The organism is Cumulibacter soli, from assembly GCF_004382795.1.
Taxonomy (GTDB): Bacteria; Actinomycetota; Actinomycetes; order Mycobacteriales; family Antricoccaceae; genus Cumulibacter; species Cumulibacter soli.
On record NZ_SMSG01000007.1, the window covers coordinates 104,465 to 116,288 of the forward strand.

Here is an 11,824-nt window from a genome sequence, read left to right on the forward strand (position 1 = left end):
CCTGCACGACAGCACAATATGAACCCTGCGAGAATCGCCAACATATGAGGATTCCCGCTCACGACCGACGATAACGCACCGCAGTGCTGAACCACCGCCGAAGGCCATACCGCCGTTCCGCGGCGTACCGTCCCATTAGAGTTTGGTGCGCACGACATCCGATGCTTGTGGCCGTGAAGGACAGCGATGACCCTCATGAACGACCTGCCTGAGTCGGCTCCCGACCCGACCGGGCGCGGGACGTCGGCTCAGGCGATGCGCATCGAACGCGTGCTCCGTGCGGCGATCGACTTGGCCGCCGAAGGCGGCTACGAGGCCGTGCAGATGCGCGAAGTCGCGCGCCGGGCAGGGATCGCAATGGCCACGCTCTACCGGTACTACCCCTCGAAAGAAGAACTCATTCGAGGCGCCATCCTGAGCGAACTCGGCAGTTTGCGAGCCGATCTACGCCGCCGTCCGGCCCGCCAAGACTCCCCCGCCGGGCGCACCGGTGAGGTTTTCGCACGCGGGTTTCGCGCCATGCTGCGTAATCCGGGGTTCGCGCACGCTGCGATGTCGGCGCATCAGACCCCGCAGCCGCTCGCCCATGCCGATAGCGACCAGCCGCGCGAGCGCCCGGTCTCGGTGTTCGCCGATATCGCAGCGGAGCAGGCCTGGGGCGACAACCACGTGATCACCGAGGCAGAGCACCGCGCGTTGCAGATGGTCCAGACGGTGTGGGTCGGCAGTACGGTGTCGTGGCTCAATGGGCTCCTCGACGGACCCGAGGTCGAACGACGAATCCGGCTTGCCGCGAGCAAGCTTCTCGACTGAACGCCCACTACACCATTCCTTGACAAACTGCGAGCGCACGGTGAGGATCACTAACGATCTAGAACGTGTTCTCATTGATGTCATACGCGCACTGTCGGCCTCATCTCGAGTCCCCCGCGATGTGCGCGGATAGAGCCCGATCCACGAATCGCACGGAAGGACAACCACATGCCCGCAGAGGAGTTCCGAGCTAAGGCTCTCGCCTGGCTCAAGGAGAACGCCCGGCCATTCAGCGGTGACGACGGCGACTATAACCCGACCCTGCAGGAGTCCAAGGACTTCCAGAAGAAGCTAGCCGAGGCAGGACTTGCCGGCATCACCTGGCCGAAGGAATACGGCGGCCAGGGACTCGGCGAGGATGAACTGATCGCGTTCAACGAGGCGGCTGCCGACTTCCTTCTCCCGGTCGGCCCGTTCGTCATCGGCCTGGGTATGCCCGCGCCGACGATCCTCGAACTCGGTACCGAAGAGCAGAAGAAGCGCCACATCCCGAAGATGCTCACCGGCGAAGAGGTCTGGTGCCAGCTTTTCTCCGAGCCCAACGGCGGCTCGGACGTCGCGAGCCTGCAGACCACTGCCACGCGTACCGAGTCCGGCAACTGGCTGATCAACGGGCAGAAGGTGTGGACCTCGGGCGCCCAGTTCTCCGATTTCGGCGCGATCCTCGCCCGCACTGACCCGACGGTTCCGCGGCACGCCGGCATCACAATGTTCATCGTGGACATGCATCACCCGGGCGTCACCGTCCGCCCGCTGGTCGTCGCCACCGGCGATGCACCGTTCAACGAGGTCTACTTCGATGACGTCGAGGTGCCCGCCGACGCTGTCATCGGCGAGGTCAACGCAGGGTGGCCGGCCGCGGTGGTCATGCTGCGCAACGAGCGCGTGACGATCGGTGCGAAGGGCCGCTCGCGCTCGGCGCCGCTCGGGTTCGACGCGCTAGCCGAGCTGGCCAAGGAAATCGGGACCAACGAAGACTCCGGCGTACGCCGCAAACTCGCGACCGTGTACGCCCGCGAAATGGCCATGGCGCATTTCGGCAAGGTGCTGCACGAAGGCGCACTCGCCGGCAAGGAGATCGGCGCGCGCGGTTCGGCTGCGAAGCTCGCCGGTGCGGAATTCGGCCTGTGGGCCAGCGATGCCGCCGAGGAGATTGTCGGCCAGGACGTCGCCCTGCTCACCGGCAAGGCTGCGAAGGTCGCCAAGTCGATCCTCGCCGGACCGGGTTCAGCGACCGCCGGTGGATCGAACGAGATCCAGCGCAACATCGTCGCCGAGCGCGTCCTGGGTCTACCGAAGGACCCGGGTGCGGCCGACCGCAAGACACCGTTCAACCAACTCAAGCTGTCGAAGTGACCTGCGAGATATAGGAGCTTTTTCGTGACGCTAATCGATAACTCCGACCAGCAGGCACTGGCGGAAACCATTCAGAAACTCATCGCCGACCGCTCGCCGCTGTCGAAGGTGCGCGAGGTCGCGCTGTCGGACGACCCGTACGACGCCGACGTCTGGCGAAGGATCAGCGACCTCGGCGTGCCGGGCCTGGCGATTCCAGAGGAATTCGGCGGAGCCGGCGGCACCTGGGCCGACCTGTTGGTCGCGTTGCGCGAACTTGGGACCGGCCTGGTGCCGTCCCCGCTGTTCGCCTCCAGCGTGCTCGCGGCGGGTGCGCTGCTGGCCAGCGACGACGCCGAGGCTAAGTCGCAGTGGCTACCGAAGATCGCTGAGGGCGCTGCGATTGGCGCCCTCGCCATCAGCGAGACCGGCGACGCGACGTGGGGCTCACGTCCGTCCAGCGTCACCGCGAACGACGGCAAGCTCAGCGGCACCAAGGTCGCCGTACTCAACGGCGCGCAGGCCGACGTCCTCGTCGTGCAGGCCTCCGACGGTCTGTACCTCGTCGAAGCGGGCGCGGCTGGCGTCACCGTGACCACCGAGGAGAGCCTGGACCTGACCCGCAGCATCGCCACGGTCGTCCTCGACGGGGCCGAAGGTCGCAAACTCGCCGGGGACGCCGATGCGATCCTCGACCGGGTGACCGACCTGGCAAACGTGGCGCTCGCTGCCGAGCAGTCCGGCGCGATCACCTCGTGCATCAACATCACGACCGAGTACGCGAACATTCGCTACAGCTTCGGACTGCCGATCGGCGCTTATCAGGGCGTCAAGCACAAGCTCGCCGACGCCTACACCGAGTGGTCGCTGGTCGACGCGTCGGTACGCTCGGCTAGCCAGGCACTGACGACCGAGTCGGACGAGACTCCGGTCGCGGCGGCCGCTGCGCGCGTGCTGTCCTCGCCTGCGTACGTGCGTGCGGCGAAGAACATGATGCTGTTGCACGGCGGCATCGGCTTCACTTGGGAGCATGACGCGCACCTGTTCTACCGCAACGCGGTGACCGGGAACGTGCTGCTTGGTGGCCCGTTGTTCCAGCAGGATCGCCTGGCCGACAAGCTCGGCGTGTAGCCATAGCCCGAGACCGGGGTTCACCTGTATAGGTGGACCCCGGTTTTGCTTGTTCAGGGCACCCAACTACGTTCGACGAGTCGCGTGCTTAGTCAGGCCGTTCGCGGGACCGTGACCTCCAGTACAAGCGCGTTGCGTCACCGCAGATCGCGAGGGGGTTCGCTTCGGTAGGCGGTAGTTTCATTGACGTGACTCTCCCCGACCCGGAGCATCCGGATCCACCAGGCGCGCCGGCGGTACAACTCGACGCCGCTGCGCGAACAGCGGCCACCCAGTCCGCGGACCGCGGTCGGCGCGCTCAGTTCGGCATCGCGATCGGGGTCCTCGCAGCGTTCGTCGGCCTGCTGCCGCAACTCTTCAACGGTGCGCGGTTACCACTTCAAAACCTCTGGACCACCGATTCCGCAGCCATGCCGTTCGCGCTGCTGCCGCTGAACCAGTACTACATCCTTCAGGTGCTCATCATGCAACTCGTCGGCGGACTCGTCGCCGGTGTGGCCGCCCGCGCGTTACAGCACCGCGTACCTCGACTTGCTGCATCGTTAGGTGTGCTCGGCATCCACTTGGTCGCCACGCTGCAGGTCGCCGTCGTACTCGCCGACGGCCTGGGGATCGCGACCTCGTACGCCGACGATCGAGCGCTGTTGTATTTCTTCGGCATGCTGGGCATCGCGTTGCTTGGCACCGGATTGGGACAAGCAATTTTCTGGCTCACGCAAAGCAAGTCAGTGCCCATCTGCGCCGTCGGTCTTCTCGCGAGCGCCGTTCCGATCGCAAGCTGGATCAATTACGTGGTCGTCGTGTTCACCGGCGTCGGCGAGGGGATGTCGACGTGGAATTCGGTCACCCACTGGCTGCCCGCGGTGATCGTAGGACTAGTGCTCGCGTGGTGTGGGGTGCGTCCGCTGGCACGGATCGCGGTGTGGGTCGCCGGGTTAGTAATCTTGTGGCTTGTTCCACCGCTGTTTATCGCGATCCCGTACTCGCTCGGGACTCGCTGGGTCGGCACCGACATCTCCGATGCGCTCGCCAGTGGGGTCGATGTGTTCGGTGCGGCGTTGTGGCAGGACGGGCGGCCGCTGTTGGTCGCACTGGTGATTGCGATCGCAGGGACGATCGTGTTCACGCTGGTAAATCACACCCGACACGGTCGGATCCCCACCACCGGGCACATCGACTACTAAGCAAGCCACATATCGGCGCAGCCATACCCGTCGGTTTACTTATCGACCAGACTACTCGGCGTCGGAGCTCCCGCAATGATCGCATCCGCCGTCGTGGCCGCATCGGCAGGCGGACGGCGCTGGTAGGTCGAGCATCGGATTGCCGTCGAAGAAACCGAATGGCTTCAGGTGCATGGACACCGAGGAGACCGGCATGACTGGCCAGTCTTCCGGGCGCACCACGTGGTGCGCACTCATCGTGTGCCACAGCACCAGGTCCGCATCAGCGATCGAGCGGTCCCCCGCGGCGTACGCCGGAAGCCCATCGCCACCTGGGTTCTGCGCGACATACTCGCCGGCCGCGTAACGCTGTGCCGGGTCGTACGCCGTGGCCCACAACGCCTTCGCGGCGAAGGCCCCGCGGGCGGCCTGCTGTGAGCCTTCCTGCCACAGCGGCGCCGTAAACGGGCCGGGTTCTAACTTGTAGCCAGTCGGCGCGCCCAGCGCAGAGGCCTTGTCCGCACTGGTCACCAACCACGCTCGAGCGTGCAGTGAATCCGGCAGGCGCTGCGCGGCGCTCTCTGTGTCGAGGTGTTCGCGGCGTGCGCGCCACGCGTTTCCATGTGGGTTACTCGGCCCGGCGGGCTCAGCGACGGAGTTCAGTTCGTAGAGGTTGTTCCGATCACCGTCCACGCGCATATCGAGGCGGACATTGAAGTAGTGCTCGTGATTGGGGCCGTAGAGGCCGGGCGCAACGAGCGTGCCGAACTCAGGCGTGCCGCCCACTTCGATCGCACCAGTGGAGATGATCCCGGTTAGCTTGACTTCGAAGGAGATCGAGCCGTCCAGATATAGATGCCAATAGAAGCCGTACTCGTAATTACCGACGGTCGCGATAAATGAGATGACCAAGCGACGGTTGCGTTGTACGTGCGCTCGACCGGTCCGGAAGTCCGTGTGCTTGAAGCCGATCGAGTAGTCCTCCTCGTGCATGCACACCGCATTCGGCATCACCATCGGGTTTCCGTCTTGATCGTTGACGAGACCATCGAAGTACCGGATTTCGCCGAGGCAGTCACAGCCGAGCTCGAGCGCGTTCGCCAGCCAACCCAGTCCGTATTCCCCCTCGTCGAAGACGTTCTTGTTCCAGTGCGTCGGACTCGGATCGCCGTACGGGATATACATCTCTGACAGCGATGCGCGGTACAGCACCGGGCGGGAAATGCCGCGGTCGAGATAATTCACGTCGTACAGCACGAGCCCCTCACGCGGGGTGAACCCGATGCGCAGTCGCCAGTTTGACCAACTGACATGGTGCCCTTCGACGGTAAAACTGGGCCCATTCGGCTGGGTGATCTCCAGTGCTGCCAATGCCGTTCGTTCGGTTTCGAACGCTGGCACATTGCCATCCTCGTAGACGAGTTCGGGGTAATAGTTGCCCGGCTGCGGGGGGATCGGCACCATGCCGTGGTCGGCGACATCCAGCACCCTCATCTCGTCGAGGTCCACGGTCACGATCAGGCCCTCGATGGGGCGGGCGTATCCGTTGTCCTCGGCGCTGGCCCGAAGGAACGTCAGCGGTCGGGCTATGCGTCGCTTCCCCGGATCGTCGTCGGGCCCGGTGTATCCACCGGCCCACGGATCGATCATCGCGAGACTGAAGTCGTCGACCCCGCGTGCGCGCATGGCCGCTTGCCATCGCGCATCGCTGCGTATTGCCTCGTCGCACGCGGCGAACTCTTCCATCATCATCGGCGGCTGTACGCCGTCGATGAGCCGCCACCGCACGACTTCGCCGTTCGTCACCGAGGCGATGACCTCATAGGTGGTCCGCGCGCCACGGTCACGTAGTAGCGCGGACGCTTGGCGGTCCCAGGCATCGCCCGGCTGCCACGTCGTTACCACGTGCTTCGGCGGCTCCTGCAGTTCTAAGTAAACGAACCTGCAGGAGTCGGTCCATTCGGGCGCCGATCGGATGATCGCGGCGGCGGCAGTCATCTCGGCGGCGCTCAGCGGCTCTAGTGGGTGGGCGGGAGTCGGCGATGTTTGCTCGGTCGCGGTCATCTGCAGGTCGCCTCCTACGGCGAGTGGGATGCGTCACTTCGCAGCCTAATCCCCCAACCGCCCGTCTGGTTCCGATCACAGCAGGCGTTCACGGCCTAGCCCTCCCGGCGTTCCCGTCGCAATCTTCTGAGCTCCTGCCCCAGCGCTTCGGCCGGCGCGGCCTCGCCGAGATGCTCCAGTTTGTCGGGATTATTGATCGCGCGTACGGCCTGGATCTGGCCGTCGGCGACATCGAGAACGATCACCGTGATGACGCGACCATCCCGATCCCGCAAGATCCCACCAGGTTGACGATTGATCGAACGCACCTCCAACCGCGCGCCCAACTCCCACAGATCGCGGTACGCCGACAGAACCAGCCGTGCGATCGGATCGGGCCCGATCACAGCGCGCTTCAGGTTCGGTACTCGGCCGCCGCCGTCGGCCGTGAATTGCGCGTCTGCGGTCAGCAGTTGTCGCAGCCCGTCGACGTCCCCGGCCCGCACCGCATCGAAGAACCGCTCGGCCAACTCATCACGATGCTGCAGATCGGCATCGAACCTGATCCGCCCCGCGGCCATGTGCTGGCGTGCCCGTGCCACCAATTGGCGGCACGCCGATTCGCCACGTTTGAGCAGCTGCGCGATTTCGCCGTAGCTGTATCCGAACACCTCTCGTAGGACGTACGCCGCACGTTCCAGCGGGCTCAGGCGCTCCAGCAGCAGCAACGCCGCCATCGATATCGAGTCCGCGAGTTCGGCGGATCGTTGCGGATCCTGGTACGGATCCTCCAGCAACGGCTCCGGCAACCACTGGCCAACGTACGTCTCACGACGAATCCGCGCCGAGTTCAGCGTATTGATTGCGTTGCGAGTGACGACGGTCGACAGAAATGCCTTCGCAGATCGGACGTCGTCCTCAGCCTGAAAGATCGGCCAAGCGTCCTGGACGACATCCTCTGCTTCGCCGACGCTGCCGAGGATCCGGTACGCGATGGAGAACAGCAGCGGACGAAGTTCGGAGAACTCCGCCGCTCGCTGTTCTTGTTTCTCACTCACGCCTCGAACGGTACGGCGCTAAACCGTCCCCAGACCAGGAAAATCGTCAAGACGATGAACAGTAAGTCTCCGGCGATGGCGCTCACTGGTTCGTGACGCAGAATTCTGGTTGTCGCTGCACCGGTCATATACATGGTCATGCCGAGTGCTGCGAACGGCACCAGGATCGGCCCGATGCCCACCATCGCCGGCAGCACCAGACCGAGTCCGCCCAGCAACTCCAATACGCCGAGGCGTTTGAAGCCGGCGGAGCTGAAGTCCTCCGTCCATTTCGCTGCGGCGCCGCCCTTCGCGGCGAACGTTTCCTTCGGCACCGTGAGTTTCACGATGCCACCGATGCTGAACGCCACCGCCAAAATTCCCGCGATGATCCACAGTGCGGTATCCATGGGCTCTCCCTTCTTGAAGAAGTTCTCACCCTGTAGACAAACTGGCGTCAATTCCTGTGACATGTCCGGCGTCGGATCACCGGTCGCTCACGCCAGGTGAACAGTTACGCCCGCGGATCCGCGTAGGTAGGTCATCGCGCATGCTCCCGCGATCCCACTGAGCAGAGAGCCGCGCTCGCTATGTGCGTTGCCCTCAGGACTCAGCGAGCCGGGCGTCGATGAGCTGGCGGCACAACGCCTCCGGGACTTCTTCGGTGTAGCGGATCTTCAGGAATCCCGCACCGTAGCCGTAGCCGGCCGCAGCGACGGCCTCTTGGTGGTCGGCAAAGAACTCCGGCGTGAACCGCAGGGAACAATGTTTGCCGAATGCCTGCAGGAGCCACTGCATGCCTTCGGCGATATACGCGGGCTGATTCCATCGCAATTCTTCACTGACCCGCGGCACATAACTGAGGCTGATCTCGCGCAAACGCTCGAGATGTTCGCGCTGATGTGGCTCGAGTCGATCGAAGAAATCCTGGACGCTGGAACGCTTCGGGGCTGGCATGGCCAGAGAATAATGGACCGCGAATCGAGAAGGAAACCTACCCGCGAGCTGGCTCAGCCGGCCTCGATCCCACCTCCGACGGTGAACGATGACCCGGTGCAGAATGACGACCGATCCGACAGCAGCCACACCACCATTTCGGCGACTTCCTCCGGTACGCCGTACCGCGACATCGGAGTACGCGCCATTCGGCTGGCGTGTACCTCATCGGTGGCAGTTCCCTGTGTCATCGGGGTTCTCACATACCCCGGGCACAGCGCGTTGATGCGTACTCCGCTCTCGGCGTACTCCAACGCCGATGCCTTGGTCAGGCCGATGACCGCGTGCTTACTCGCGGTGTACGGCGACGCACCGGCCAGGCCGATCAACCCTGCGACCGAGGCCGTGTTGACGATCGACCCGCGAGCGCGAGGAATCATCTGCTTCAGTTCCTGACGCAGGCACAGGAATACCCCGTCCAGGTTGACATCCAGTACGTCACGCCAGGCCTGCAGCGGTAGATCACCGGTGAGCATCCCTGGCTGGTAATCGCGCCCTCGCGAGATTCCGGCGTTATTGAAGGCGCCGTCCAGTCCGTCGAAAGCGTCCTCCGCAGCCGCGACCATCGCCTCGACCTGGGCCTCGTTCGTCACGTCCACCTGCAACGCCAGCGCGCGCCCGCCCGCCCGAGTTATCAGTTCCGCGGTGTGTTCGGCCCCATCACGGTCGACGTCGGCCACCGCCACGTTCGCCCCTTCGCGGGTGGCCGCGAGCGCTGTCGCCCGGCCGATCCCCGATCCGCCGCCGGTGATGAGCACGGACTTTCCTTCGAGCATTCCTGGCATGCTGGTCGACCTTCCCTGGGGCTACGGGCGGACCAGTTGGTCCGCCGTGGTGGACCCTCGAACCGTAGCGCCCGTCACAGTCGCCTGGGAAGCATTGCCGCGATTCACAGGCTTGCGCTGCACCCGCGAACACGCCTCCGCAGGACCGTCGGAGATTGACCGCGCATCTGCCGGGTGGTAGTCACTATGAAAATGTATTTATCGAACGTCCAGTCAGTTTGCGTCGGCCTCCCCAAGGGGAAACTCGACGTGGACCCGGCCTAAGGAAATCCCATGCGAGTTTCTGTCAAGATCGCCGCCGCACTGGCAGTCACGTTGCTAGTCGCCGGCTGCGGTGATGCACCCGACTCTGGCTCCTCCGACGCCGACGGGCTGCCCACCAGCGTCCCGCTCGCTGATGACTACGACCCGGATGCTCACCTCACCTGGGCGCATAACACCTTCGCGTTCGACTGGGACCCGATCCGCAGCGTCACCGGCGCCGACCTGCCGTTCTTCGATCCGGTGTACGACCGGCTACTGAACCAGACCGGCGACGGCGAGATCGTCCCGATGCTGACCGAGGAGTTCACCCCGGCCGAGGACAACAAGTCCATCACGCTCAAACTTCGCGACGGCCTCACGTACTCGGACGGCACGCCGTTCGACGCAGAGTCGGTCAAGTTCAATCTCGAACGCACCACCGGCCCCGACAGCAAGATCTCTGGCGAGGTCTACCAACTTGAGTCCGTCGAGGTCATCGACCCGTTGACGGTCAAGATCAACGTCACCGGCTCGCTCGGTTCGCTGGTGACCGCATTGGCGGCACGCCCGGGAATCATGGTGTCGCCGGCGGCGGCCAAATCCGGCGCTCTCGACAAAGGTCCGGTAGGCATCGGTCCGTACCAAGTCACCAATTCCGTCCCCGGCGACAAGGTCGACTACGAAAAGACCCCCGACTATTGGGATCCCGACGCGCAGCACGTCGCGACCATCACCTACTACCTAATGACCGACGACCAGACCCGCATCAATGCGCTCAAGACCGGAGAACTGGACGGCGCTCAGCTCAGTGGCGATCAGATCAACACCGCATTGAACTCCGATTTCAATGTGATCTCGAAGGCCGGCTCGCCCATGCTCTACTTCGCGGTGAATACCGACCAGGAGCCGTTCGGTGACCCGGAGGTCCGCAAGGCGCTCAATATGGCCGTCGACCGCGAGGCTGTGTCGCAGGGCCTGTTCGACGGCTACTGCACCCCGCAAATCCAGCCGTTCCCTGCTGATAGCCCCGGCTACAGCAAGAAGATCGGCGATGGGCTCGATGTTTTCCCGTACGACCCGGCACAGGCCAAGGAGATCTTGGAGTCCAAGGGAGTCACGAGTCTGGACGTCCGAGTGGTCACGCCGGTCGTGACCCTGTACACGGCATTCGGCGAGGTACTCCAGCAACAGTTGAAGGAGATCGGCCTCAACATCGAGGTCCGTCCGCTTTCACCCGTCGAGCAAGTTCAGCAATTCTCCATCGACAAGACGGCGAAGATGTTCGAGTCGGCCACGACCGGCATTAACGACCCGGATGCCTTGTACGGCCGCTATGTCTCGCCGGAGGCGCTGTTCAATCCCGGCAACGAAGAGTACCCAGAGTTGAACGAGTACGCCGCCGCCGGAGCGGCCGATATCGATCCCGCCAAGCGCGCGCCGCATTATGAGGACTACATGGACGCGTGGGTCGAATCGCCGCCGCACTTCGTCCCGGTCTGCAGCGTCGAATTAGCCCAAGGCTTCACCGACAAGATCTCGGGCCTCGACTCGCCAAACGGACGCATGCTGTTTCGCAACGTCGCCAAGAGCGAATAATCGCGCAGCGACTGCGAACGTGGCCGGACGATGGACTCCTCGCGAACCAGGAGACGAGTCGCCGCCCGGCCGCGTCTGCTGCAGCGTTCGATGACAACCGGGGATGAGAGACTCAGTGCATGACCGTTCGACGGCTGGTTCCTGTGTCCATGCTTGCCTGCGCGCTCGTGCTCGGCGCCTGCGCTGATGATTCGGATTCCTCGACAACACCCGACGACACATCGCCCGCGTCCGATGGGCAGATTACGTCGAAGGAACCGCTTACGATCCACCCCGTGGCAGACCAAGCCGCAGGCGAGTGTCCCGCCGTCGATGAACCACAGCTCGCGTTGCCGGATCCGACCTCCGAAGATTGCCTGATCCTCGATGAGCCGGCGATGGCGCCCACGCAGTTCGAGGGCGTCGAAGCGACCCTGGATCCGAATCTCGGTGCGTGGGTGGTCAACCTGACCCTGATCGATGCCGACTCGGAGACTTTTGGCGAACTGACCGCGCAGACTGCTCAACTGGATCCGCCGCAGAACCGCATCGCGCTCGTTTTGGACGGCTCGGAACTGCTGGTCGCACCGGTCGTCGCCGACCGAATCGTCGGCCCGGTTCAAATCTCTGGAGGCTTCTCCGAGACCGACGCCAAGGACATCGCCGAAGCGCTCGGGGGCTGAGGTCGTCAGCGTGGTTCATC

The 11,824-nt window shown here is 64.1% G+C and carries 11 protein-coding genes; 6 read left to right on the forward strand and 5 right to left on the reverse strand.

The features are described from left to right. Window positions 1-186: 186 nt before the first annotated feature. From E1H16_RS15785 to E1H16_RS15800, 4 genes are all read left to right on the forward strand, one after another. Window positions 187-813: a TetR family transcriptional regulator gene (locus E1H16_RS15785; RefSeq protein ID WP_166741802.1), complete on the forward strand. Its 627-nt coding sequence runs from the start codon at window positions 187-189 to the stop codon at window positions 811-813. 168 nt (window positions 814-981) lie between these two features. After that, on the forward strand, window positions 982-2,169 hold the full coding sequence (locus tag E1H16_RS15790) for an acyl-CoA dehydrogenase family protein (RefSeq protein ID WP_134324885.1): 1,188 nt from the start codon (window positions 982-984) through the stop codon (window positions 2,167-2,169). A 24-nt stretch (window positions 2,170-2,193) separates the two neighbouring features. Next, a complete protein-coding gene (locus tag E1H16_RS15795) occupies window positions 2,194-3,279 on the forward strand; it encodes an acyl-CoA dehydrogenase family protein (RefSeq protein WP_134324886.1) in 1,086 nt (361 codons plus the stop codon). Window positions 3,280-3,467: 188 nt separating this feature from the next. Continuing rightward, window positions 3,468-4,463, forward strand: a complete 996-nt coding sequence (locus tag E1H16_RS15800) for a hypothetical protein (protein ID WP_134324887.1) — start codon at window positions 3,468-3,470, stop codon at window positions 4,461-4,463. Between the two features lie 51 nt (window positions 4,464-4,514). On the opposite strand, the gene E1H16_RS15805 is transcribed toward E1H16_RS15800, so the two are convergent. The 5 genes from E1H16_RS15805 to E1H16_RS15825 form a co-directional block, all read right to left on the reverse strand. After that, on the reverse strand, window positions 4,515-6,506 hold the full coding sequence (locus E1H16_RS15805; RefSeq protein WP_134324888.1) for a primary-amine oxidase: 1,992 nt from the start codon (window positions 6,504-6,506) through the stop codon (window positions 4,515-4,517). 95 nt (window positions 6,507-6,601) lie between these two features. Continuing rightward, window positions 6,602-7,543 carry an RNA polymerase sigma-70 factor gene (locus tag E1H16_RS15810; protein WP_134324889.1) on the reverse strand — a complete coding sequence of 314 codons (942 nt, stop codon included), beginning with the start codon at window positions 7,541-7,543 and terminating at the stop codon, window positions 6,602-6,604. Beyond that, complete coding sequence (locus E1H16_RS15815) at window positions 7,540-7,932, reverse strand: DoxX family protein (protein ID WP_134324890.1); 393 nt, start codon at window positions 7,930-7,932, stop codon at window positions 7,540-7,542. The genes E1H16_RS15810 and E1H16_RS15815 overlap by 4 nt, the downstream gene beginning before the upstream one ends. 193 nt (window positions 7,933-8,125) lie before the next feature. Then, window positions 8,126-8,479: an iron chaperone gene (locus E1H16_RS15820; RefSeq protein ID WP_134324891.1), complete on the reverse strand. Its 354-nt coding sequence runs from the start codon at window positions 8,477-8,479 to the stop codon at window positions 8,126-8,128. Window positions 8,480-8,532: 53 nt separating this feature from the next. Continuing rightward, window positions 8,533-9,303 (reverse strand): SDR family NAD(P)-dependent oxidoreductase, encoded by a 771-nt coding sequence (locus E1H16_RS15825; RefSeq protein ID WP_134324892.1) that lies wholly within the window; start codon window positions 9,301-9,303, stop codon window positions 8,533-8,535. Window positions 9,304-9,576: 273 nt separating this feature from the next. Here E1H16_RS15825 and E1H16_RS15830 point away from each other — a divergent pair, with 273 nt between their 5' ends. Next, the gene (locus tag E1H16_RS15830; RefSeq protein WP_134324893.1) at window positions 9,577-11,142 is read left to right on the forward strand and encodes an ABC transporter substrate-binding protein; all 1,566 of its coding nucleotides are present in this window, start codon (window positions 9,577-9,579) and stop codon (window positions 11,140-11,142) included. Between the two features lie 119 nt (window positions 11,143-11,261). After that, complete coding sequence (locus E1H16_RS15835; RefSeq protein WP_134324894.1) at window positions 11,262-11,804, forward strand: SecDF P1 head subdomain-containing protein; 543 nt, start codon at window positions 11,262-11,264, stop codon at window positions 11,802-11,804. Window positions 11,805-11,824 lie beyond the last annotated feature (20 nt).

Coding starts and splice junctions, on each gene's coding strand:
- E1H16_RS15785 (WP_166741802.1), top strand. CDS start 187: ATGACCCTCATGAACGACCTGCCTGAGTCGGCTCCCGACCCGACCGGG.
- E1H16_RS15790 (WP_134324885.1), top strand. CDS start 982: ATGCCCGCAGAGGAGTTCCGAGCTAAGGCTCTCGCCTGGCTCAAGGAG.
- E1H16_RS15805 (WP_134324888.1), bottom strand. CDS start 6,506: ATGACCGCGACCGAGCAAACATCGCCGACTCCCGCCCACCCACTAGAG.
- E1H16_RS15815 (WP_134324890.1), bottom strand. CDS start 7,932: ATGGATACCGCACTGTGGATCATCGCGGGAATTTTGGCGGTGGCGTTC.
- E1H16_RS15820 (WP_134324891.1), bottom strand. CDS start 8,479: ATGCCAGCCCCGAAGCGTTCCAGCGTCCAGGATTTCTTCGATCGACTC.
- E1H16_RS15825 (WP_134324892.1), bottom strand. CDS start 9,303: ATGCCAGGAATGCTCGAAGGAAAGTCCGTGCTCATCACCGGCGGCGGA.
- E1H16_RS15830 (WP_134324893.1), top strand. CDS start 9,577: ATGCGAGTTTCTGTCAAGATCGCCGCCGCACTGGCAGTCACGTTGCTA.
- E1H16_RS15835 (WP_134324894.1), top strand. CDS start 11,262: ATGACCGTTCGACGGCTGGTTCCTGTGTCCATGCTTGCCTGCGCGCTC.